The 20,450-nt window shown below is 66.8% G+C and carries 25 protein-coding genes; 14 read left to right on the top strand and 11 right to left on the bottom strand.

The window, feature by feature from the left end; genetic code table 11:
* Positions 1-47: 47 nt before the first annotated feature.
* The 3 genes from AC1RMY_RS19165 to AC1RMY_RS19155 form a co-directional block, all read right to left on the bottom strand.
* Positions 48-716, bottom strand: a complete 669-nt coding sequence (locus AC1RMY_RS19165) for an IS3 family transposase (protein ID WP_492867212.1) — start codon at positions 714-716, stop codon at positions 48-50.
* The gene (locus tag AC1RMY_RS19160; RefSeq protein ID WP_492867181.1) at positions 665-1,015 is read right to left on the bottom strand and encodes a transposase; all 351 of its coding nucleotides are present in this window, start codon (positions 1,013-1,015) and stop codon (positions 665-667) included. The genes AC1RMY_RS19165 and AC1RMY_RS19160 overlap by 52 nt, the downstream gene beginning before the upstream one ends.
* A 177-nt stretch (positions 1,016-1,192) precedes the next feature.
* Positions 1,193-1,555 carry an HNH endonuclease gene (locus AC1RMY_RS19155; protein WP_492867179.1) on the bottom strand — a complete coding sequence of 121 codons (363 nt, stop codon included), beginning with the start codon at positions 1,553-1,555 and terminating at the stop codon, positions 1,193-1,195.
* Between the two features lie 428 nt (positions 1,556-1,983).
* On the opposite strand from AC1RMY_RS19155, the gene AC1RMY_RS19150 reads away from it, so the two are divergent.
* From AC1RMY_RS19150 to AC1RMY_RS19135, 4 genes are all read left to right on the top strand, one after another.
* Positions 1,984-2,355, top strand: a complete 372-nt coding sequence (locus AC1RMY_RS19150) for an ArsR/SmtB family transcription factor (RefSeq protein ID WP_492867178.1) — start codon at positions 1,984-1,986, stop codon at positions 2,353-2,355.
* Positions 2,356-2,385: 30 nt separating this feature from the next.
* On the top strand, positions 2,386-2,826 hold the full coding sequence (locus AC1RMY_RS19145) for an SRPBCC family protein (RefSeq protein WP_492867177.1): 441 nt from the start codon (positions 2,386-2,388) through the stop codon (positions 2,824-2,826).
* A 137-nt stretch (positions 2,827-2,963) separates the two neighbouring features.
* Entirely contained in the window at positions 2,964-3,716 is a 753-nt protein-coding gene (locus tag AC1RMY_RS19140; RefSeq protein ID WP_492867176.1) for a DUF899 domain-containing protein, read from the top strand.
* Positions 3,717-3,798: 82 nt separating this feature from the next.
* Positions 3,799-4,509, top strand: coding sequence for a DUF1428 domain-containing protein (locus tag AC1RMY_RS19135; protein ID WP_492867174.1), 711 nt, complete (start codon positions 3,799-3,801; stop codon positions 4,507-4,509).
* 180 nt (positions 4,510-4,689) lie between these two features.
* Here the strand turns inward: AC1RMY_RS19135 and AC1RMY_RS19130 are convergent, their stop codons facing one another.
* Positions 4,690-5,931, bottom strand: a complete 1,242-nt coding sequence (locus AC1RMY_RS19130) for an SMP-30/gluconolactonase/LRE family protein (protein ID WP_492867173.1) — start codon at positions 5,929-5,931, stop codon at positions 4,690-4,692.
* A gap of 337 nt (positions 5,932-6,268) precedes the next feature.
* On the opposite strand from AC1RMY_RS19130, the gene AC1RMY_RS19125 reads away from it, so the two are divergent.
* Complete coding sequence (locus AC1RMY_RS19125) at positions 6,269-7,102, top strand: sulfite exporter TauE/SafE family protein (RefSeq protein ID WP_492867171.1); 834 nt, start codon at positions 6,269-6,271, stop codon at positions 7,100-7,102.
* A 16-nt stretch (positions 7,103-7,118) separates the two neighbouring features.
* The gene (locus AC1RMY_RS19120) at positions 7,119-7,628 is read left to right on the top strand and encodes a GNAT family N-acetyltransferase (RefSeq protein ID WP_492867169.1); all 510 of its coding nucleotides are present in this window, start codon (positions 7,119-7,121) and stop codon (positions 7,626-7,628) included.
* On the opposite strand, the gene AC1RMY_RS19115 is transcribed toward AC1RMY_RS19120, so the two are convergent.
* Both AC1RMY_RS19115 and AC1RMY_RS19110 read right to left on the bottom strand, forming a co-directional pair.
* Positions 7,595-7,798 (bottom strand): DUF1289 domain-containing protein, encoded by a 204-nt coding sequence (locus AC1RMY_RS19115; RefSeq protein ID WP_492867167.1) that lies wholly within the window; start codon positions 7,796-7,798, stop codon positions 7,595-7,597. The two genes, AC1RMY_RS19120 and AC1RMY_RS19115, sit on opposite strands and share 34 nt — an antisense overlap.
* A complete protein-coding gene (locus tag AC1RMY_RS19110; RefSeq protein ID WP_492867165.1) occupies positions 7,795-8,649 on the bottom strand; it encodes an adenosylcobinamide-GDP ribazoletransferase in 855 nt (284 codons plus the stop codon). Before AC1RMY_RS19110 ends, AC1RMY_RS19115 begins: the two co-directional genes overlap by 4 nt.
* Before the next feature lie 115 nt (positions 8,650-8,764).
* Here AC1RMY_RS19110 and cobT point away from each other — a divergent pair, with 115 nt between their 5' ends.
* On the top strand, positions 8,765-9,784 hold the full coding sequence (cobT, locus tag AC1RMY_RS19105; RefSeq protein WP_492867164.1) for a nicotinate-nucleotide--dimethylbenzimidazole phosphoribosyltransferase: 1,020 nt from the start codon (positions 8,765-8,767) through the stop codon (positions 9,782-9,784).
* A 152-nt stretch (positions 9,785-9,936) separates the two neighbouring features.
* Positions 9,937-10,605 (top strand): hypothetical protein, encoded by a 669-nt coding sequence (locus AC1RMY_RS19100; RefSeq protein ID WP_492867162.1) that lies wholly within the window; start codon positions 9,937-9,939, stop codon positions 10,603-10,605.
* A 217-nt stretch (positions 10,606-10,822) separates the two neighbouring features.
* Here the strand turns inward: AC1RMY_RS19100 and AC1RMY_RS19095 are convergent, their stop codons facing one another.
* Positions 10,823-12,340, bottom strand: coding sequence for a sensor histidine kinase (locus AC1RMY_RS19095; RefSeq protein WP_492867161.1), 1,518 nt, complete (start codon positions 12,338-12,340; stop codon positions 10,823-10,825).
* Positions 12,341-12,527: 187 nt separating this feature from the next.
* Between AC1RMY_RS19095 and AC1RMY_RS19090 the strand changes: the two genes are divergently transcribed.
* The 5 genes from AC1RMY_RS19090 to AC1RMY_RS19070 all read left to right on the top strand — a co-directional run bounded on the left by AC1RMY_RS19090 (position 12,528) and on the right by AC1RMY_RS19070 (position 15,275).
* A complete protein-coding gene (locus tag AC1RMY_RS19090) occupies positions 12,528-12,977 on the top strand; it encodes a thermonuclease family protein (protein ID WP_492867159.1) in 450 nt (149 codons plus the stop codon).
* A 108-nt stretch (positions 12,978-13,085) separates the two neighbouring features.
* Entirely contained in the window at positions 13,086-13,697 is a 612-nt protein-coding gene (locus AC1RMY_RS19085; RefSeq protein WP_492867158.1) for a glutathione S-transferase family protein, read from the top strand.
* Positions 13,697-14,167, top strand: coding sequence for a hypothetical protein (locus AC1RMY_RS19080; RefSeq protein ID WP_492867157.1), 471 nt, complete (start codon positions 13,697-13,699; stop codon positions 14,165-14,167). Before AC1RMY_RS19085 ends, AC1RMY_RS19080 begins: the two co-directional genes overlap by 1 nt.
* A gap of 26 nt (positions 14,168-14,193) precedes the next feature.
* Positions 14,194-14,652 (top strand): hypothetical protein, encoded by a 459-nt coding sequence (locus AC1RMY_RS19075; RefSeq protein ID WP_492867155.1) that lies wholly within the window; start codon positions 14,194-14,196, stop codon positions 14,650-14,652.
* The gene (locus AC1RMY_RS19070; protein ID WP_492867154.1) at positions 14,649-15,275 is read left to right on the top strand and encodes a uracil-DNA glycosylase family protein; all 627 of its coding nucleotides are present in this window, start codon (positions 14,649-14,651) and stop codon (positions 15,273-15,275) included. Before AC1RMY_RS19075 ends, AC1RMY_RS19070 begins: the two co-directional genes overlap by 4 nt.
* Before the next feature lie 13 nt (positions 15,276-15,288).
* Here the strand turns inward: AC1RMY_RS19070 and AC1RMY_RS19065 are convergent, their stop codons facing one another.
* From AC1RMY_RS19065 to AC1RMY_RS19055, 3 genes are all read right to left on the bottom strand, one after another.
* Positions 15,289-15,675: a hypothetical protein gene (locus tag AC1RMY_RS19065; RefSeq protein WP_492867153.1), complete on the bottom strand. Its 387-nt coding sequence runs from the start codon at positions 15,673-15,675 to the stop codon at positions 15,289-15,291.
* Positions 15,676-15,833: 158 nt separating this feature from the next.
* A complete protein-coding gene (locus AC1RMY_RS19060) occupies positions 15,834-16,928 on the bottom strand; it encodes a TRAP transporter substrate-binding protein (protein WP_492867151.1) in 1,095 nt (364 codons plus the stop codon).
* A 266-nt stretch (positions 16,929-17,194) separates the two neighbouring features.
* Positions 17,195-18,280, bottom strand: coding sequence for a TRAP transporter substrate-binding protein (locus tag AC1RMY_RS19055; protein WP_492867149.1), 1,086 nt, complete (start codon positions 18,278-18,280; stop codon positions 17,195-17,197).
* Between the two features lie 216 nt (positions 18,281-18,496).
* Here AC1RMY_RS19055 and speB point away from each other — a divergent pair, with 216 nt between their 5' ends.
* Positions 18,497-19,564: an agmatinase gene (gene speB / locus AC1RMY_RS19050; protein WP_492867147.1), complete on the top strand. Its 1,068-nt coding sequence runs from the start codon at positions 18,497-18,499 to the stop codon at positions 19,562-19,564.
* A gap of 14 nt (positions 19,565-19,578) precedes the next feature.
* Here speB and AC1RMY_RS19045 read toward each other — a convergent pair whose 3' ends face one another.
* Entirely contained in the window at positions 19,579-20,253 is a 675-nt protein-coding gene (locus AC1RMY_RS19045) for a spermidine synthase (protein ID WP_492867145.1), read from the bottom strand.
* Between the last annotated feature and the right edge of the window lie 197 nt (positions 20,254-20,450).

The following is a 20,450-nucleotide window of genomic DNA, read 5'->3' as shown; positions in this document are numbered from 1 at the left end:
CAGGCCGGATAGATTTACGCACCCAGTGCCGGGCTCGACGTCAGAAATCATCTTGTGGCGGGAGGCGTCCATAGATTATCGTAGGGATTGCCGCGGCGCCCCATCGATCCGACAAGACCATGGTCGGCAAGCGTTTGCCGGTAGAGCCCCGCAGCATATTGCGACCCGCGATCCGTGTGATGCACGCAGCCGGGCGGCGGTTTTCGCCTTTCGATGGCCGAACGGAGGGCGGCCAGCGTCAGCCGGACGTCGATCGAGCGGCCGATGGCGTAGCCGACGACCTTGCGCGACCAGGCATCGAGGATCACCGCGACGTAGACGAAGCCGATGGTGATCGCGACGTAGGTGATGTCGGCCACCCAGAGCTGGTTCGGCCCGTCCGGGACCATGTTCTTCGCCAGGTTCGGGAAGATCGGCAGTTCGTGATCGCTATCGGTGGTGGCGACGTAGCGCCGGCGCTGCAGCGGCTGAAGGCAATGTTCGCGCATCAGGCGCCGGATTTTCTTGTGGTTGACGACAAGCCCGCGGTGCCGCAGCGCTGCCTGCATCCGGCGGTAGCCATAGGCCTCGAAGCTCTCGGAGATCGCCGCCATCGTCTCGACGAGCGCTGTGTCGTCGATGCTGATGGCCGGCTTGTCGTAATAAGTCGAGCGCGCGATCCCCATCAGCCGGCATCCTTCTGCGACGGAGAGGCTGCGGGGCCGGTGATGACGGATGTAGTCGCGCTTCTCGGCCGCGGTCCGTGCTTCAGAGCCCCCTTTAGGAACTCGATCTCCAGCGCCTGCCTGCCGACGAGCCGTTCCAGTGCGGCGATGCGCGCCTCGTAGGCTTCGATGGTGTCGGCGGCGACCGCCTCATCGTCGAAGGCGCCGGCTTCGAACTTCTGGATCCAGATGCGGATCAGGTTGCGCGACAGGTCGTGCCGCCGAGCGAGGCTGTGGAGCGTCTCGCCCGCCAGATAGTCATGGGCCACCTGGCGCTTGAACTCGATGCTGTGGGAACGGTGTCGGGCCATGGGCTTCCATCCTTCGAAAGCCCGGCTCCCCGGTCAATTGCTGGCCGTCACCTTGTCCGACTCAGGGGGCGCACTCCAGATCGGCGCCCAAGACTGCCCCCGCCAAGTTGGCTAGGCACCTGCCAGCTTGCGAGAAAATCGAGGATGGCAGGGTCAGGCAAGATGCCGATTGTGGGGTCAAAGCGGATGCCTGTTTACATCCTGAACGGCTTTGCGCACCTCATCCACGCTGTAGGGCGGGATCCGGCTGTGAACGACATGGTGGCATGTCGCGCAGAGTGGTACGAGGTCACGGATCGGATCGACTTCGTAAGCTTCGCCGATTTCAGACAACGGTGTCAGATGATGGACGTGGATCAGCTGCGCGCCGATCGCGCCGTACTTCTCCTCGTAGGTCAGTGTGCAGGCCTGGCAGGTCGGGCCGTAGTGCTCGATGCACAGCCGCCGCGCCTTCCGGTTTCGCTCATAGATCGTAAGCTCGACCCCGCTCGGCGTCCCCTCCCACAACGGAGGCCTTGGCTCCGGCGGGGCGGACGGCATCGGAGGGATCGGTAAATTCCGCTGTGGGTAGCCGAACCCGAAGCGGCCGCCCACGCCGATTGCAATCGCAGTCCAGACGCCCCATTCGCCGATCGTAAGGCTCGACTCGCGTGGCTGCTCGGTTAATCGGCATTTCTCAGAAACGGCTTGGACGCCCGGCTAAGGCCGGGCGTCCAAAGGCAGATTGCGGAACTCGACCGACAATCGCGGCAACACTATGCCTCTCTTTTCATTCACATCTGACGACGGACAGCCTCGCTTCGCGACGTCGACCCGCAGGACTTCCATTCTGAACAGATGCCAGCGCGCACCAACAGGATTGCGGTCGCTTTCTTACACTGCGGCAAACTTCGCCTTTCCCTACAGTCTCCGGCTGATCGCGAATTTCGCGCTTGACGACACATAGGATTGAGCATTAACTTAACTCTATGGTTAAGTTTCAAGAAGCGCAGCTCGATCGCACCTTCTCCGCCCTGTCGGACCCGACGCGGCGGGCGCTGCTGGCACGTCTCGAGGGAGAGGACGCCCTGTCGGTCAGCGAGCTGGCGCAGCCTTTCCCGATGTCGCTGCCGGCGGTGATGAAGCATCTCGACGTGTTGTCCGATGCCGGGCTGATCACGCGGACGAAGACGGGACGCACCGTCTCCTGCCGCCTCAATGCCGATCCGATGGAGGAGGCGATGGGCTGGCTCGCACGCTACCAGCGGTTCTGGACGCAGCGCCTGGACGCACTTGAGGCCATGCTGAACGAGCGCCGCGCCGACAAGGGGCCGGAAGAGGGCGGTTCAGAGGGCGTCTGACGGGGCACCGCCAAGGAGAGGCCGGACGCGATGGACAAGAAGGTCGATACCACGCCCAGTCTGACGTTGAAGCGGCGGCTGAACGCTTCGCCGACCGAGGTCTTCCAGGCCTGGACCGATCCCGAATTGCTGATGCGCTGGTTCGGACCGGAGAATGTCAGGACGATGGAGGTGGCGGTCGATCCCCGTGTCGGCGGCGCCTATCGGGTCGTGATGCTGGAGGATACCGGCGAGCGTCACGAGGTTTCCGGCATCTACCAGGAGGTCGTCGAGAACGAGCGGCTTTCCTTCAGCTGGTCCTGGGTGACGACGCCGGAGCGCGTCTCGCGGGTCACCGTGACGTTCAAGCCCGATGGCGACGGCACGATCCTGACGCTTTTGCACGAGAAGCTGTTCGACGAACAGGCGGTGCGCGGCCACACCCATGGCTGGACCGGCTCCCTCGTCAAGCTGGAGGAGCTGTTCGCCTGAGAAAGATGGCATTGGTTGCAGCGGGCTCGCGCTCTGCAGGGCCCGATCGGGCACCCATGCCCAAGCCGACCAAAGGGGGAAAACCGCCGGGCCAGGCCGTTCGAAAAGCCGCGTCCGCACAACGAGGAGACGGAACGATGCAGCATCAGATCGTATCCCGCGACGAATGGGTGGCTGCCCGCAAGGCGCATCTCGCCCGCGAAAAGGAGTTCACGCGACAGCGCGATGCGCTCAGCGCCGAGCGGCGCGCGCTCCCCTGGGTCAGGGTCGAGAAGGACTATGTCTTCGAAGGATCGAAAGGGCGTCAGATGCTTGCCGATCTGTTCGGCAAGAACAGCCAGCTCGTGATCTACCACTTCATGTTCGGGCCCGGCTGGAAGGAAGGCTGCCCCGGCTGCTCGTTCCTGGCCGATCATTTTGACGGCCCGAACCTGCATCTGAAGCATCACGACGTCAGCCTCGTCGCCGTCTCTCACGCGCCTTATGCCGAGTTTCAGCCGTTCCGGAAGCGCATGGGCTGGCAGTTCGACTGGGTGTCCTCGGCCGGCAGCGACTTCAATGCCGATTTCCATGTTTCGCCGAGCCCTGAGGAGAAGGCTGCCGGCCGCTACGAATACAACTACGAGATGCATGATGGCGAGGGTGGCGAGATGCCGGGCTTCAGCGTCTTCTACCGCAACGACGCGGGCGAAATCTTCCACACCTATTCGTCTTACGCCCGAGGCTGCGACCTGCTGGTCGGCGCCTACAACGTCCTCGACCTGACGCCGAAGGGCCGCAACGAGGAGGCCGTCATGGACTGGATGCGCCACCATGATCGCTATGAGGACCGGCCGCAGGCCAGCGCGGGCGCCATGCCGGTCGCCGCGGTCGCGTCCTGCTGCGGCTGAAGCCTGACGACGGCGACGGGCATCGCCCGTCGCCGCTTGCCGGGAGGTCAGCCCGGCTCCTGAAACCAACGGAGGAAATGACATGACCTATGTGCAGGGATTCGTCGTGGCCGTCCCGGCTGCGAACAAGGAAGCCTACCGCAAGCAGGCCGCCAACGCCGCGCCGATTTTCCGCGAGTTCGGTGCGCAGCGCTTCGTCGAGGCCTGGGGCGACGACGTGCCCGACGGCAAGCTGACCGACTTCAAGGGCGCCGTGAAGGCCAAGCCCGACGAGGTCGTCGTCTTCTCCTGGCTCGAATATGCCGACAAGGCGGCCTATGATGCAGCCAATCAGAAGATGGCGAGCGACCCGCGCATGAAGGAGATGGGTGCGTCAATGGCCTTCGACGGCCAGCGCATGATCTTCGGCGGCTTTTCTCCGATTGCCCAGCAGGGCGCCCACGGCAATGTGGCCTATATCGATGGCATGGTCGCGGCGGTTCCGGCAGGCAGCAAGGAGGCCTATCGCGAGTTCGCGACGCATCACGGCGCGATTCTGCGGGAGCATGGTGCGTCGCGCGTCGTCGACACCTGGGGCGATGACGTTCCCGACGGCAAGGTCACCGATTTCAGGCGTGCGGTGAAGGCGACCGGCGACGAGAAGGTGGTCTATTCCTGGATCGAATGGCCTTCGAAGGCAGTCCGCGACGCCGGTTGGCAGAAGGTCATGGCCGACCCGCGGATGCAGCGCGAAATGCCCTTCGACGGCAAGCGCCTGATCCATGGTGGCTTCGCGCCGATCCTGGATGCGTAAGCGCACTGGTTTCGCCTGGGAGACGCGCCGTCATCCCGGGCGCAGCGAAGCGGAGACCCGGGATCCATTCCGGAACGGCTCAGGAATGGATCCCGGATCAGCGCCGAGGAGCCTGTCCTTGGGTCGGCCAAAGGCGATCCGAGGGCGGCTTGTCCGGGATGACGGCGTGAGTCCGCCCCCTCAGCCCGGCCCGGCGCCCTGCGTCGCGAGGTACAGCGCGTAGATCGACTGGCTCGCCGCCATGAACAGCCGGTTCCGCTTCGGCCCGCCGAAGCAGATATTGCCGCAGACCTCCGGCAGGCGGATGCGGCCGAGTAGCTTCCCGGCGGGGTTGAACACGAGCACGCCGCTATAGCCGACATTGCGCCCGGCATTGGACGAAGCCCAGAGATTGCCTTCGACATCGCAGCGCAGACCGTCCGGCCCGCAATGCACGCCGTCGACCATGCAGTCCGAGAAGCGCTTGCCGTTGCTGAGCTTGTTGTCGGTGCCGACATCGAAGACGTGGATGTCGCCCTTGCCGCCCGGCCCGGTATCGCCCGGCCCCTTGCCGGTCGAGGCGATGTAGAGCTTCTTGAAATCGGGCGAGAAGCACAGTCCGTTCGGGTCGGGCACCTGCGACTCCGGCACGACCAGGTCGAGACGTCCGCTCGGATCGAGCCGGTAGGTGTTGGTCGGGAGTTCGCGCTTGGCGAGCCCGATGCCGGGCGGCTGGCCCAGCCGCGGATTGAGCTTGCCTGCGGCGTTGCTCGGCCCACCGGCGGCGTCCGGCGCGCCCTCGTAGAGCTGGCCGCCATAGGGCGGGTCGGTGAACCAGTAGCTGCCGTCCGGATGGGCGGCGATGTCGTTGGGCGAGTTCAGCTTCTTGCCGTCGAATGAGTCGGCCAGCACGGTTGCCGATCCGTCGAGCTCGTAGCGCACGACGCGGCGGTTCAGATGCTCGCAGGAGAGCTGCCGGCCCTGGAAGTCGAAGCTGTTGCCGTTGCTGTTGCCGGAGGGCGAGCGGAAGACGGTGACGCGCCCGTCATCCTCGATCCAGCGCATCTGCCGGTTGCGCGGGATGTCGCTCCAGACGAGATACTGGCCCTGCGCGTTCCAGGCGGGGCCCTCGACCCAGAGACCCCCGGTCCAGATCCGTTGGATCGCCGCATTGGGCTGGGCCAGCCCGCCGAAGGCAGGGTCGAGGGTGATGACGTCGGGATCCCAGAAATAGGTCGTGGGCGCGCCGTTGCGACTGAAGTCGCGCGGCGGGGTCGTGATCGTTGTCGGTGGTGCGGCAGGGCCTGCAGAGGTCTGGGCGAGGGCGGGGCCGGCTGTCGCGGCCAGGGCTCCGAGCCCCGCCGCATGGATCAGCGTACGCCTGGACAGGATTGCAGCCTGGTGCTGCGCGGGATCGCGGTCGTGAGCAGAATGGTCTGTCATCGTTTACCTCCCATGATTGTTGTTGTCTTGGCTGGCTTTGCGCCGGCTTTTGGTCGTCTTTCGGCCCTCCTTTCGCGTCGTGCGCCGCGGCTTGCCGGGCACGCACGCAAGCTACAGATCATCAGCGCGGTTGTCGCGGGTCGAGCGGTGCTGACGAGGGGCAGTCGTGCAGCCCAAGCATGCGGATCGCGCCCTGTCGGCATCGCTCTTGCTCTCTGCCTGCTGCTGCCAACCACCGACGATCCCCCGCCGCGCTGCATATCCGCCCCGCCACGGCGCGCTTGCCCCGACAGGCGAAATCGCCCACAGCAGCCTTCCTCTCTGTCGGATCGTTGACATGCTTGCTGGAATACCCATCGGGGATCTCGTCTTCCTCGCCGTTTCGCTCGTCGTGGCGGGTGCGCTCACAGGGCTTCTGGCGGGCGTCTTCGGCGTCGGTGGCGGCGCCGTCATCGTGCCGATCCTCTACGAGGTCTTTCGCGTCATCGGCGTGCCCGAAGAGGTCCGCATGCCGCTCTGCGTCGGCACCTCTTTGGCGGTGATCATCCCGACCTCGATCCGCTCCTTCCAGGCGCATCGCGCCAAGGGCATGGTCGACATGACGATCCTCAAGCTCTGGGCGGTGCCGGCGGTGCTCGGCGTCATCGCCGGCAGCGTCGTCGCCCGCTATGCGCCCGCCGACCTGTTCAAGATCGTCTTCGTCGTCGTCGCGGTGGCGAGCGCGCTGCGCCTGCTCTTCGCCTCCGACCGCTGGAAGCTCGGCACCGAAATGCCCGGCACGGTCCTGATGAACATCTACGGTGCCATCATCGGTGTGCTCTCGGCGCTGATGGGCATCGGCGGCGGGCAGCTCTCCAGCCTGTTCATGACCTTCTATGGTCGCCCGATTCATCAGGCGGTCGCGACCTCCTCGGGGCTCGGCGTCCTCGTCTCGATCCCCGGCGCGCTCGGCTACATCTATGCCGGCTGGCCGAAGATGGACATCCTGCCGCCGCTGTCGCTCGGCTACGTCTCCTTCATCGGCTTCCTGCTGTTCATCCCGACCTCGATCTGGACCGCGCCGATCGGTGCGCGCCTGGCGCACCGCCTGTCGAAGCGGCGGCTCGAGGTCGTCTTCGGGCTGTTCCTGCTGGCGGTTGCCGGCCGCTTCCTCTGGTCGCTGCTGAACTGAGCTGGGGAGGGCCGCTGTGACGCAGGACGCAACGCCCTTTGGCATCCGCGCACTCGCCGCTTCGGACCATCCGGCCCTGGCGGCCCTGATGGCGGAAATGCAAGTGCATTACCGCGTACCTTGTCCGCCATCCCAGGCGATCCTCGACGGTCTCGCGAGGCTGCCGCAGGGCGTCGATATCCTCATCGCCGAGCGCGCCGGGGCGCTGCTCGGCTTCGCCTCGGCCTGCGCAATCTATCCGGGGCCGGGTCTCGCCTCGGGCTTCTTCCTGAAGGAGATTTATGTTTCTCGCACGGCAAGGGGTGGCGGTATCGGCCGCGCGCTGATGCGTGCGCTGGCGCAACTGGCGCTAGCTCGCGGCCACAGGCGCCTCGACTGGACGGCCGATTCCGGCAATCCCGAGCTGATCCGTTTCTACGAAAGCCTTGGCGCCGCCGCCCAGACCGAGAAGGTCTTCTTCCGCCTGACCGGGGAGGCGTTGGCGAGGACTGCTCAGGCCCCCTCGGGAGCCGGAGCCGACGCCTGACTACGGGCTGCGGTCCGCTCCCGCAGCCTCGCCATGATCGCCCGCCGCTCGGGCTCGCTCATGCCGCCCCAGCGCGCGATCTCGGCCAGCGAGCGCCCGCAGCCCTCGCAGAGCTTGCTGACGGGGTCGAGCATGCAGGCCTTGATGCAGGGCGAGGAGATGCCGCTCATGGGCCGCTGATCCCTAAGGCGAGCGCGAAGCCGAGATAAACGGCGATCTCGTCTAGTTGTTGCGTCGCCCCCGCGACGTCGCCCGTCTGCCCGCCGATCAGCCGCAGGCAGAGGCGCCTGACGAGCAGAGCATTCGCCGCCGCCAGAACGAAGCCCAATGCGAGGCCCGATGGTGGCAGGCCGGATGCGAAGACCGTGGCCAGCGCGAGGATCGTAGCGACAGCATATCCAAGCAGCGCGGTGCGCTCCGAAGGCCGTCCGACCGATGCGGAAGCCCCGTCGCGGCGAGCAGGCCCCATCGTCGCCAGCAGGTGGACACCCGACATCCGGGAGACGACGGCCGCGATCATGAACATGCCGGCAGCCGCCAGCGGCCCCGCGCGATCGAGGATCATCGCCAGCGCCGCGACCCGTAGCAGCAATGCGAGCCCCATCGCCAACGCGCCATAGCTGCCGAGCCGGCTGTCCTTCATGATCTCCAGCCGCCGCTCCGGTGTGCGCCCGCCAAAGAGGCCGTCGGCGCTGTCCGCCAGCCCGTCCTCGTGCAAGGCGCCCGTCGTCACCGCCAACGTCGCGATGGCGAGCGCAGCCGAAAGCAGGCCGCCGAGCCCGGCCACCCCGGCGCCGCACAGCACCAGCGTCGCGGGCAGGGCGATGACCAGCGTGGCAAAGGGCAGGGCGCGCGGCACGGTGCGGAAATCGGGCGGCGCATGCGGGTCCGCCTCACCCGGCAGGCGCGGCACCGGCAGGCGCGAATAGAAGCGGATGCAGATCGCGGTCGCGATCGGCCACCCCGGCCAGACGGGTTCTGGCTGCGGCGCCGTCACTGTCTCTGTCGAAGCCTCGGCCATGCCGCGTCCCGCGTTCCTCGATTGTCTTCCCGCGGCGCAGCCTATAGCAGCAGCAGCGGCCGGCCAGCCATCGCGATTGCGCCGGCGCATCACCATCGCCGCACGAGACATCGCCATGGCCGCTTCCGGACTTCCCTTCGACGACATCCGCGAGCTCATCGCCGCGATGCCCGGCCCCGACATGGCGGCGGCCAACACCGTGCGCGCCCGCGACAAGGAACTGACCAAGCCGGCGGGCAGCCTCGGCCGCATGGAGGAGATCGCCGAATGGCTCGCCGCCTGGCAGGGCAAGGGTCGGCCGACGGTCGATCGCCCGCTCGTCTGCGTCTTCGCCGGCAATCATGGCGTCGTCGCGCAGGGCGTCTCGGCCTTTCCGCAGGCCGTGACGCGCCAGATGCTGGAGAATTTTGCGGCCGGGGGCGCGGCGATCAACCAGATCTGCGCCGCCTTCGATCTCGGCTTCAAGGTCTTCGATCTCGCCCTCGATCTCCCGACCGGCGATTTCACCCAAGGCGATGCTCTCGACGAGCGCGCCTGCGTCGCCACCATGGCCTTCGGCATGGAGGCGCTGGTCGGCGGCACGGACCTGCTCTGCCTCGGCGAGATGGGCATCGGCAACACTACCTCGGCGGCTGCGATCTATGCCGCGCTCTATGGCGGCGACGCCGCCTTCTGGTGCGGGCGCGGCACCGGCCTCGACGACGAGGGCCTGAAGCGCAAGATCGCCGCCGTGGAGGCTGGCCTTGCCCTGCACCGCGCGCATCTCAAGGACCCGCTCGAGGTGCTGCGCCGCCTCGGCGGCCGCGAGATCGCGGCGATCTGCGGCGCCATCATCGCCGCCCGCTCGCAGCGCATCCCGGTGATCCTCGACGGCTATGTCGTGACGGCCGCGGCCGCGATCCTGCACGCGCTCGACCCTTCGGCGATCGACCACTGCCTCGCTGGCCATCTCTCGGCCGAAGGGGCCCATGCGCAGGTCCTCGCCAATCTCGGCAAGCAGCCGCTGCTCGCGCTCGACATGCGGCTGGGCGAGGGCTCGGGCGCGGCACTGGCCGCCAGCCTGGTCAAGGCTGCGGCTGCGATCCACTCGGGCATGGCGACCTTCGCCCAGGCGGGCGTGGCCGGGAAGGCTTAGCCTCGACCCATGGATGGAGAGGGCGAGGGGCGCAGGCCGTCGCTGCCTTGCTGATGGCGGAATTGTGTTGAACTCTGCCCGTCATCGTTCCGGGCCGAAATCGGCATCCGCACGAGACCGCACCCGGGGCGCAAGAACCGCGGGAGGGATAGATGAAGCACGCAACGTGTTTCAAACTTGTCGCCGCAGCCGGGCTGCTGGCGCTGGCCTCGGGCTCGGCAGCAGCCCAGACGGCCGCGATGACATTCTTCGTCACCAGCACGGGTTCCGGCAAGGGCGCCGATCTCGGCGGGCTTGCCGGCGCTGACGCCATCTGCCAGCGCCTTGCTCAAGCTGCGGGCGCCGGCGGCAAGACCTGGCGGGCCTATCTCTCCACCCAGGCCGTCGGCGGCGCTACAGCCGTCAATGCCCGCGATCGCATCGGCACCGGTCCGTGGCAGAATGCCAAGGGTGTGATCGTCGCCACCAGCGTCGCCGATCTGCACGGCACTGCGCCGAACCTCACCAAGCAGACGGCGCTCAACGAGAAGGGCGAGCCCGTCAACGGCCGCGGCGACACCCCGAACCAGCACGACATCCTGACGGGCTCCCAAGCCGACGGCACCACCTTCGGGCCGGGCGAGGACCGCACCTGCGGGAACTATACCAAGAGCGGCACGGAGGGCGCGGTGATGGTCGGTCATCACGACCGCAGTGGGCTCGACGACTCAGCCGCAGCGAAGTCCTGGAACATGTCGCATCTGTCGCGCGGCGGCTGCAGCCAGGATGCGCTGCGCAGCACCGGCGGTGCCGGCCTGCTCTACTGCTTCGCCATCAATTGAGGCTGGTCGTGCCATCAGGCGACGTTCGGCGCGGGGCGATGATCCGCCAGAGGGCGCTGAATTTGACAGGAGCGCGCGGTCATCCCGGACAAGCGGCGTAGCCGCGCAGCTCCGGGATCCATCGTAGGGCTCCGGAGGCCTCCAATGGATCCCGGGGCAAGCCCGGGATGACGCCGTGGTTCCGTGCAGAACTAGCACGCTCCAAGGCTTCGACCCCTCACGCTGCCCGCGTCTCCGGCTCGGGCAGCGCCGCGAGCGTGTCCATCACGCGCACGGCCGGCAGCGTGATCGTCACCTCCGTGCCGGCGCGCGGCTTCGACTTCAGGCTGAAGCCGCCGCCATGCAGGTCGATAAGCCCTTTCACGATCGGCAGCCCGAGCCCCGAGCCCTGCTCGGCCGTCTTGATCGCCAGAGAGCCGCGCCCGAAGGTCTGCAGCACGACCGGGATCTCGTCCTCGGGAATGCCCGGACCGGTATCGGTGATCGAGACATATTGGCCGCCATTCGCGGTCCAGCCGACCTTGATGGTGATCTCGCCGCCCGGCGGGGTGAACTTGATCGCGTTCGCGAGGATGTTGAGCACGACCTGCCGGATCGCACGCTCGTCGGCCCAGACCTTCGGCAGGTCGGGCTCGACCGCCTCGCGGATGGTCTGGCCCTTGGCCTTGGCCCGCAAGTTGAGCATGTGCCGGCAATCTTCGGCGATGGCGGCGAGCGAGAGCGCTTCCTCGTTTAGCTCGTATTTTCCGGCCTCGATGCGCGACAGGTCGAGGATCTCGTTGATCAGTTCCAGCAGGTGCTGGCCGGAGCTGTGGATGTCGGCCGAATATTCCTTGTAGGCGGCGTTGGCATGTCCGCCGAAGACCTCGTTCTTCATCACCTCGGAGAAGCCGAGGATGGCGTTGAGAGGCGTGCGCAGCTCATGGCTCATCGTCGCCAGGAAGCGGGACTTGGCGAGGTTGGCCTCCTCCGCCTTGCGCCGGGCTTCGTCGGAATTGGCGTTGGCGGTTTCGAGTTCGGCGATCAGCGCGTCCTTCTCCGCCCGGAATGCGATAGCCGAGACCGAACTGGCATAAAGCCGGTTGGCCAGAAAGACGAAGAAGAGCTGCGCCGAGGCCGCCATGACGGCGGTGGTGAGGCTGTCCATGTCGGTCCGCCCCCAGAAGAAGGCGGCGATGCCGATCATGATCGGAACGATCCCGGCATAGACCGCCATCGGGATGGAGGCGGCGAGCATCACCGTCAGGGCGCTGACGATGAGCAGTGTCGTGGTGACGAAGACTTTGGCACCGGGCGCGTCGACCTTGGCGAAGACCATCAGGATCAGCGCCCAGGAGATGCCGTGGAAGCCCTCCGCCAGCGCAAACCCGCGGCGCCAGCGCTTGATACCGATCTCGTCGCTCGGTTGCGCCAGGAAGCGCCGGCTCAGCACGACGATGATCATCGTCGCCAGCAGCACCGCCCCGACCCAGGGCGTGACCATGTAGACCGGCACCCAGAGGCATGCCGCGGCGGCGATGCCGATGGCCAGGACGAGCGTGCCGACCGAGCCGTTCATCCGGTATTCGGCGAAGACCCGCAGCAGCTCATGATCGAAGGCGCGTTCGAGCCCGGTCGAGGATGTCAGCCGCTCGCGCACCGACTTGACCTCGCGCGTGACGAGCTTGCGGCGCGCGAGGGCGGTCGGGTCCGGCCCGCGTCCACGCTGCACCTGTTCGGCCGTCACTTCAGGCATGATCGGGACGTGATTAACCTCTTCCTGCGCGCGGGATGCGCGACGGGCTCGCCATCATGGTCGGCAAATCGTTAAGCTCTTCCTGATGACGCGCTTCGGATTCACCCGTTCGAGACAGGGACCCTTCGGCTGGCGGCGGGTCAGCCGCCCCGTTGATATCGTTGTAGCTCTTGGAATCATTGGCTTATTGGCGATTGCAGGCGCGGTGTTGCAATATCGCCTCGGCCCTGCGCGAACGCTGATCGGCGCCGCCCGCGCGATCGATGGCGATTCCCTGCGCCTCGCCGGCGAGGAACTGCGGCTGCAAGGGCTCGACGCGCCCGAGTTCCGGCAAAGCTGCACGGATCGGGCCGGCCGCGCGGTCGATTGCGGCCGTGCCTCGCGGCGGGCGCTGGAGGTGCTGCTGTCGCGCGGCATCGTCACCTGCGAGATCGGCAAGGTCGATCGCTATGGCCGAGGCCTCGCCCAGTGCCGTCAGGGCGAGACCGACATCAACGCGATGCTGGTGCGCGATGGGCATGCCGTCGCCTATGGCGCCTACCGCGCCGAGGAAGCCGAGGCGAAGGCGGCCGGGCGCGGTATCTGGGCTTTCCAGTTCGAGCGCCCGGAGACCTGGCGGCGTGGGCAGGGGCGATAGGGAGGAGCAGGTCCCGGCGCCACACAACCATCACGAAGAGCCTTGAAAGGATTGACCATCCGGCCCTCGGCATGGTCGGGTCGCGCGGCGATGGCGGAGAGGATGTCGATGAAACTCTATGATGGCGGGCGGGCGCCCAATCCGCGGCGCGTGCGCATCTTCTTTGCGGAAAAGGGTGTGCCCCTGCCGGAGATCGTGCCGATCGACATGGCGAAGAAGGAGCACAAGACCGAGGTCTTCACGAAGCTGAACCCGGCGCAGCGTCTGCCGGTCCTGGTGCTCGACGACGGCACGGCGCTGGCCGAGACCGTCGCGATCTGCCGTTACATCGAGAGCCTGCATCCGAACCCGCCGCTCTTCGGTAAGGATGCCAAGCATCAGGCCCTGATCGAGATGTGGAATCGGCGCATCGAGCTCGGCCTGTTCGCGGCCGTCGCCGCAGTATTTCGTCATTCGCACCCCTCGATGGCGGAACTCGAGGAGCAGGTGCCGGAATGGGCCGAGGCCAATCGCGAGCAGATCGACGATCACCTCTGGATCCTCGAGCTGCAGCTCGCCGGCAACCGCTATGTCTGCGGCGACGAGCTGACGGTCGCCGACATCACCGCCGGCATCGCCATCGATTTCATGAGGCCCTCGCGCATTCCGCTGCCGGAGGACTTTGTCCAGATCCGGCGCTGGCACGCCGAACTCTCCGCCCGGCCGAGCTGGAAGGCCTGATGCGAGCCGCCATTCTCCTCCTGGCCGCTCTCGCCGCGCCGCCGCTGCCCGCCTTCGCGGTCGACAAGCTCGATGGCGAGGCGATCCGGCGCGCCTTCGAAGGGAATACCGTCAGCGGCCGCTACACCAATGGTGGCTTCTTCACCGAGTATCACGATCCCGATGGCCGTGCGCTCGGCCACAATGGCTGGCAGCCCAACCGCGATGCCTGCTGGACCACGCGGGCCGATCAGGTCTGCTACTACTACGGACCGCAGAGCGACCGCACGGTGCATTGCTTCACGGTGGAACTCAGCCGCGATCTCTATGTTTTGCGCAATGCCGGCAACGGCCGGATCAATGCGCTCGCCTCGGTCGAACCGGGCAATCCGCGCAAGCATGGCGACAACGGCGAGTCCTGGTATTGCGATGGCCTGATCTCGAAAGCGCCCGAACCGCTGATGACGCGACGGCGTCTCGCCGCACGCTGATGCTGCCCAGGAGCCTTGCCGCCGCCATGCTCGCGGTCGTCATCACGCCCGGCGCCGCCGCGCAGGCGGCCGAGCGGCTCGATGGCGAGGCGATCCGGCGCGCCTTCGAGGGCAACACGGTGGCCGGGCGTTACTCCGGCACCAATATGCCTTTCAGCGAACATCATCATCCCGATGGTCGCGCCACCGGCCATAATCGCAACGTTCCCAACCGCGACGCCTGCTGGACGACGACGGCGGAAGCTGTCTGCTACTATTACGGCCCGCAGGAGACGCGCCGGACCTACTGTTTCACGGTCGAGCGCAGCGGCCGGCTTTATGTCCTGCGCAACCGGTCGAGCGGCCGCATCAACGGCATGGCGACCGTCGAGGCGGGGGATCCGGAGGGCGCCAGCCAAGGCCCTCCCACCTGGACCTGCGATGGGCTGATCTCGCAGGTTCCAGGTCGTTTGCGCCCGAACCGCTCGCGGCTGGCGAGGCGATGACCGGGCCGGAACCTCTCGATACGGTCCTGCGCGAATTGAGGGCCTGCCGGATCTGCCGCGATGCGCCGCTCTATCCGCCGCCGCTGCCGCATCAGCCGAGGCCGGTCATCCAGGCTTCGGTGACCGCGCGGCTTTGCATCGCGGGACAAGCGCCGGGCACCCGCGTCCATGCCAGCGGCAGGCCTTTTACCGACCCCTCCGGCGTGCGGCTGCGTGGCTGGCTCGGCCTCGACGAGGCGGTCTTCTACGACGCGGCGAAGGTCGCGATCGTGCCGATGGGCCATTGCTTCCCGGGCCTCGATGCCAAGGGCGGAGACAAGCCGCCGCGCCGCGAATGCGCTCCGACCTGGCGCGCCCGCGTCTTCGCTGCGATGCCGGTGGTCGAACTCGTGCTCGCGATCGGCCGCTATGCCCAGGCCTGGCATCTAGGCCCCGGAGCGGGCGCGAGCCTCTCCGACACGGTCAGCGACTGGCGTGCGATCTTCGCGCGGCCGGAGCGCCCCCGAATCCTGCCGCTGCCGCATCCGTCCTGGCGCAACAATGCCTGGCTGAAGCGCAATCCCTGGTTCGAGGACGAACTGGTGCCGGTGCTGCGCCGCGAGGTCTCGCGCCTCGTCGGTTGAGCCCGCGAGGGCGTCAGCGATACTGGAAGCTGCCCGAATCGAGGTTGCGATCGACCTGTCCGCGCATCTGGATCACCGTGCGCACCGGCCCCATGCCGGTCTGGCCGCGCCCTTCGAGATGGACCAGGGCACCGGCGGAGGAGCCGTAGCCGTTCCGCGAGCTCTTGCCGAATTCCGCCCGGACCGAGCCGCCGGCGCGCACGCAGAGCGAAGAGCCGTCGACACGCACGAAGCCGGGGCCGTATTCGGGGCAGGGCCGCGCTGCCTGCTGTTCGGGACGCGCCGGCTTCGCCCGTTCCTTGACCTGGCCACGACCCGGCAAGGGTTCTCCGATCGACTGAGCCTGGGCGGAGGCCACTGTCAGGAGGATGAAGAAAGCGGAGCCGGCAAGGCGAAGCATGGGGCGAATCCGGAGGCGAACCGAGGGCCTATCAACACGTAGCAAAAAAGGCGCGACGAAGGCCGCCAGCATATGCGCCTCTCCGGCAACGGAAAACCCCGGCCTCGCGGCCGGGGTGGGGTTCCAGTTGGGCCGCGTGCGCGGCCGGTCGCTCCTTGTCAGAGCTGGTTGGCCGCGCGAGCGCGGATCAGGAAGTTATCGTAGGTGTATTCGGCGATCTGGAACCACAGATATTCGTCGCCGCGGAAGGCCGACATCGCGTCATAGACCTTCTTGAAGGCGTGGTTCTTGGCCGAGGTCTCGGCATAGACCTCTTTCGAGGCCTTGAGGCAGGCTTCCAGGATCTCCTGCGAGAACGGCCGCAACTGCGCGCCGGCGCCCACGAGACGTTTCAGCGCGGCGGGATTGCGAGCGTCGTACTTGGCCTGCATGTCGACATTGGCGAGCGCCGCGGCGGTCGTCAGCACCGATTTGTAGGCCTTCGGCAGCGCGTCCCACTTGGCGGTATTGAGGAAGAAGTGCAGCGCGGCGCCGCCTTCCCACCAGCCCGGATAATAGTAGAACGGCGCGACCTTGTTGAAGCCAAGCTTCTCGTCATCGGCGGGGCCGACCCATTCGGCTGCATCGATCGTGCCCTTCTCGAGCGCCGGATAGATGTCGCCACCGGCGATCTGCTGCGGCACAACGCCGAGCTTGGCCATGACCTGCCCGGCGAAGCCGCCGATGCGCATCTTCACGCCCTGGAGGTCGGCGACGGTCTTGATCTCCTTGCGGAACCAGCCGCCCATCTGGCAGCCCGTATTGCCGCCTGGAAGCGCGTAGATGTTGTAGGACTTGTAGAACTCGTTGAGCAGTTCGTTGCCGCCGCCATGGTAGAACCAGGCGTTCTGCTGGCGCGCGTTGAGCCCGAAAGGCACCGCCGTGCCGAAGGCGAAGGTCGGGTCCTTGCCGACATAGTAGTAGGATGCGGTGTGGCACATCTCGACGGTGCCGTTGGTCACGGCATCGGCCGCCTGAAGACCCGGGACGATTTCGCCGGCTGCGAAGACCTGGATCTGGAACTTGCCGTCCGTGGCCTCCGACACGGCCTTGGAGAGAACCTCGGACGCGCCATAGATCGTATCGAGGGATTTCGGGAAGGAGGAGGTCACCCGCCACCTGACCTCCGGCGTCGCCTGAGCGATGGCCGGGCTTGCGATCACGCCGGCGGCCGCACCGGCACCTGCAACTTTCATGAACTGACGACGCTTCATTCCGTCTCCTCCCTGGAGTCCTTTCGCGCACCGGTTCCGGGCCGATCGTCACGATTCCGTCAGAAAAGCAGGTTTGCAACACAACGCAAGAGGAAAATGCATGCCGGTTATGCGCCTATGGTATGGAATCGCGGTGGATCCGCGGCCGTCACGGCGCTTGGCGCGGGGGGCGATCCGCAAGCCCGATCCCAACGAAAAAAGCCCGGCCGAAGCCGGGCTTTGAACGAAAGGCACGACCGGCGCCGCGAAGACGCCGGTATCAGGCTTCAGCGTGCGCGCGAACGCACCTGGAAGACGTCGAAGCTGAGCTCCGCCACCTGCCACCAGAGATACTGGTCGCCGCGGAAGGCGGCCATGGCGTCGATCGCCTTCTTGAAGTCGGGGTTCTTGGCCGAAATCTCGCCGTAGAGCTCGTTGGAGGCCTTCAGGCAGGCTTCCAGGATTTCCTGCGAGAACGGACGCAGCTGCGTGCCGGCGCCGACGAGACGCTTCAGCGCGGGCGGGTTCTGCAGGTCGTACTTCGCCGCCATCTGCGTGTTGGCATAGGTGCAGGCGGCGGTCAGGGCAGCCTGGTAGGCCTTGGGCAGCGCGTTCCACTTCTCCAGGTTGACGAAGGCGTGGACGCAGGGCCCGCCCTCCCAGAAGCCGGGATAGTAGTAGTACGGCGCGACCTTGGAGAAGCCGAGCTTCTCGTCGTCATAGGGGCCGACCCACTCGGCGCCGTCGATCGTGCCCTTTTCGAGCGCCGGATAGATGTCGCCGCCGCCGATCTGCTGCGGCACGACGCCGAGCTTGGCGAGCACCTGGCCGGCGATGCCGCCGATGCGCATCTTCAGGCCCTGCATGTCGGCGACGGTCTTGATCTCCTTGCGGAACCAGCCGCCCATCTGGGCGCCGGTGTTGCCGCAGGGCAGGCCGTAGATGTTGAACTTCTTGTAGAACTCGTTGAACAGGTCGTTGCCGCCGCCCTGGTACAGCCAGGCGTTCTGGCCGCGCGCATTGAGGCCGAACGGCACCGAAGCGGCGATCGCGAAGGTCGGGTCCTTGCCGACATAGTAGTAGGACACCGTGTGGCACATCTCGACAGTGCCGTTGGTGACGGCGTCGGCGGCCTGCAGGGCAGGGACGATTTCGCCCGCGGCGAAGACCTGGATCTGGAACTTTCCGTCGGTCAGTTCGGAGACCATCTTGGCCATGACTTCGGCGCCGCCATAGATCGTGTCGAGCGACTTGGGAAAGCTCGACGCCAGACGCCACTTCACCTCGGGGTTCGACTGCGCGACGGCCGGCGAGGCGATCGCGGCCGCTGCTGCACCGGCGGTAGCGGTCTGGATAAACTGACGGCGCTTCATGATGGACATCTCCTCGATGGGTCTCGGATTTCCGAGTGTTGTGGCGGTGGGAGGCGGTTCGGCCGCGCTCGCCGATCATTCGATACTTGCTTGGCCTTCTAGACGAGCGCCTCGCCAATCGCGAGCACTTTCAACGCTCTGGCCTGCGACTTTTGGCTAGTGCCGGGCCTGCTTTGGCGGCCTCGGCATGCTCGGCTACAAGGATGCTCGCTGCACATGAAGGGACGGAGCATGGATCACGACAAGCTGAAGCGGCTGAGGGCGCGCTATGCCGGCGCCAGCGGCGCCGACATCCACGATCCCCGCTTCGCCAAGGTCGCCGCCGACCAGTTCAAGGGCGACAAGCGCAAATGGCCGTTCTCGGACGTGGCGACCTTCATCAGCGCACCCTATCGCCCGGACGCCCTGAGCCTTCCCGATCTCGGTGGGCTCGACGTCGCGATCATCGGCCTGCCGATGGATCTCGGCGTCACCAACCGTGCCGGCACGCGGCTCGGGCCGCGCGCCGTGCGCGCCGTCGAGCGCATGGGGCCGATGGATCATGTCCTGGGCACGGCGCCCTTCGGTATGCTCAAGGCTGCCGATATCGGCGACGTGCCCTTCCGCTCGCGCTATTCGCTTGAAAGCTGCCACGAGGATATCGAGGCGACCTTCAGGACGATCGTCGCGGCCGGCGTCTCGCCGCTGGCGGTCGGCGGCGACCATTCGATCACCTATCCGATCCTCAAGGCGGTCGGCGCGAAGCGTCCGGTCGGCATGATCCATATCGACGCCCATTGCGACACGTCGGGGCCCTATGAGGGCTCGAAGTTCCACCATGGCGGGCCGTTCCGGCAGGCGGTGCTAGACGGCGTGCTCGATCCCGAGCGCGTCATCCAGATCGGCATCAGGGGCGGGGCGGAGTATCTCTGGGAGTTTTCCTACGAGTCCGGCATGACCGTGATCCATGCCAACGAGGTCGATGATCTCGGCATCGAGGCCGTCATCGCCAAGGCGCTTGCCGTGATCGGCGACGGGCCGACTTACGTCTCCTTCGACGTCGATTCGCTCGACCCTGCCTTCGCGCCCGGCACCGGCACGCCCGAGGTCGGCGGCCTGACGCCGCGCGAGGCGCTGGCGATCCTGCGCGGATTGAAGGGCGCCGATATCGTCGGCGCCGACGTCGTCGAGGTCGCCCCGCAATATGACGCGACCTCCAACACAGCCCAATGCGCCGCGCAGGTCCTGTTCACCGAGCTCTGCCTGATCGCAGAGGCCAGGGCGCTCGGGAAGGGGCGGCCCTAGGGCACCCGGCGGCCTCAGGCCCTGCGTGCCAGCCAGATGACGTGCCGGGCGCCGCTGCGGCCGCGATGGGCCCGCACCGTCACCTCCTCGGCCGCGAAGCCGGCCTGCCGCAATCGCTGGGTGAAGCGCCGGTCGGGTCCTTGCGACCAGACGGCCAGGATGCCGCTGGGGCGTAGCGCCGCCTTCGCCAGGCCGAGGCCGCCATCATCGTAGAGCCGGTCGTTGGCGGCCACGGTCAGCCCGTCCGGACCGTTGTCGACATCGAGCAGGATCGCGTCATAGCGTCCCGCGCCCTCGGCGATGACCTGCGCGACATCCCGCTCCACGATGGTGACACGCGGATCGTCGAGGCAACCGGCGAAAAGCTCCGCCATCGGCCCGCGTGCCCAGGCGACGACGGTGGGGATGAGTTCGGACACGGTGATCTCGGCATCCCCGCCGAAACTCGCCAGCGCGGCGCGCAAGGTGAACCCCATGCCGAGCCCACCGATCAGGATGCGTGGTTTGGGCCGGCCAGCGAGACGCGTCGCGACCAGCGTCGCCAGCGCCTCCTCCGAACCGCTGAGGCGGCTGTTCATCAGTTCGATGCTGCCGAGCATGATCGAAAACTCGGCGCCGCGCCGCTTCAGCCGGAGTTCGGGACCGGCGCCGGGCGACTTCGCGGTGTCGAGCAGAATCCAGGGCAGCATGGCGAGCTCTCGATCACAGGCGTGAGGTTCGGGCTGGCAAAAGCCAGCCATTCGGTTCTGTCTATAACGAGCGCGCTCGACCCATGCAGGAAATTCATGCCGGCGCTCCTCACGTCGTGTTGATCTGACGCAAGCTGCATGGCTATGCCATCTTGTTGCATCGCAGCGAAAAATGCTGCGTCGCCAAAGATGGGCTT

It is taken from the genome of Allobosea sp. GW822-FHT03F07 (assembly GCF_058801345.1).
Note: the sequence above shows the minus strand (reverse complement) of the source record. Positions and strands in the feature narration are given on the sequence as shown.

Coding starts and splice junctions, on each gene's coding strand:
- AC1RMY_RS19160 (WP_492867181.1), bottom strand. CDS start 1,015: ATGGCCCGACACCGTTCCCACAGCATCGAGTTCAAGCGCCAGGTGGCC.
- AC1RMY_RS19155 (WP_492867179.1), bottom strand. CDS start 1,555: ATGCCGTCCGCCCCGCCGGAGCCAAGGCCTCCGTTGTGGGAGGGGACG.
- AC1RMY_RS19150 (WP_492867178.1), top strand. CDS start 1,984: ATGGTTAAGTTTCAAGAAGCGCAGCTCGATCGCACCTTCTCCGCCCTG.
- AC1RMY_RS19145 (WP_492867177.1), top strand. CDS start 2,386: ATGGACAAGAAGGTCGATACCACGCCCAGTCTGACGTTGAAGCGGCGG.
- AC1RMY_RS19140 (WP_492867176.1), top strand. CDS start 2,964: ATGCAGCATCAGATCGTATCCCGCGACGAATGGGTGGCTGCCCGCAAG.
- AC1RMY_RS19135 (WP_492867174.1), top strand. CDS start 3,799: ATGACCTATGTGCAGGGATTCGTCGTGGCCGTCCCGGCTGCGAACAAG.
- AC1RMY_RS19130 (WP_492867173.1), bottom strand. CDS start 5,931: ATGACAGACCATTCTGCTCACGACCGCGATCCCGCGCAGCACCAGGCT.
- AC1RMY_RS19125 (WP_492867171.1), top strand. CDS start 6,269: ATGCTTGCTGGAATACCCATCGGGGATCTCGTCTTCCTCGCCGTTTCG.
- AC1RMY_RS19115 (WP_492867167.1), bottom strand. CDS start 7,798: ATGAGCGGCATCTCCTCGCCCTGCATCAAGGCCTGCATGCTCGACCCC.
- AC1RMY_RS19110 (WP_492867165.1), bottom strand. CDS start 8,649: ATGGCCGAGGCTTCGACAGAGACAGTGACGGCGCCGCAGCCAGAACCC.
- cobT (WP_492867164.1), top strand. CDS start 8,765: ATGGCCGCTTCCGGACTTCCCTTCGACGACATCCGCGAGCTCATCGCC.
- AC1RMY_RS19100 (WP_492867162.1), top strand. CDS start 9,937: ATGAAGCACGCAACGTGTTTCAAACTTGTCGCCGCAGCCGGGCTGCTG.
- AC1RMY_RS19095 (WP_492867161.1), bottom strand. CDS start 12,340: ATGCCTGAAGTGACGGCCGAACAGGTGCAGCGTGGACGCGGGCCGGAC.
- AC1RMY_RS19085 (WP_492867158.1), top strand. CDS start 13,086: ATGAAACTCTATGATGGCGGGCGGGCGCCCAATCCGCGGCGCGTGCGC.
- AC1RMY_RS19080 (WP_492867157.1), top strand. CDS start 13,697: ATGCGAGCCGCCATTCTCCTCCTGGCCGCTCTCGCCGCGCCGCCGCTG.
- AC1RMY_RS19075 (WP_492867155.1), top strand. CDS start 14,194: ATGCTCGCGGTCGTCATCACGCCCGGCGCCGCCGCGCAGGCGGCCGAG.
- AC1RMY_RS19070 (WP_492867154.1), top strand. CDS start 14,649: ATGACCGGGCCGGAACCTCTCGATACGGTCCTGCGCGAATTGAGGGCC.
- AC1RMY_RS19065 (WP_492867153.1), bottom strand. CDS start 15,675: ATGCTTCGCCTTGCCGGCTCCGCTTTCTTCATCCTCCTGACAGTGGCC.
- AC1RMY_RS19060 (WP_492867151.1), bottom strand. CDS start 16,928: ATGAAGCGTCGTCAGTTCATGAAAGTTGCAGGTGCCGGTGCGGCCGCC.
- AC1RMY_RS19055 (WP_492867149.1), bottom strand. CDS start 18,280: ATGAAGCGCCGTCAGTTTATCCAGACCGCTACCGCCGGTGCAGCAGCG.
- speB (WP_492867147.1), top strand. CDS start 18,497: ATGAAGGGACGGAGCATGGATCACGACAAGCTGAAGCGGCTGAGGGCG.
- AC1RMY_RS19045 (WP_492867145.1), bottom strand. CDS start 20,253: ATGCTGCCCTGGATTCTGCTCGACACCGCGAAGTCGCCCGGCGCCGGT.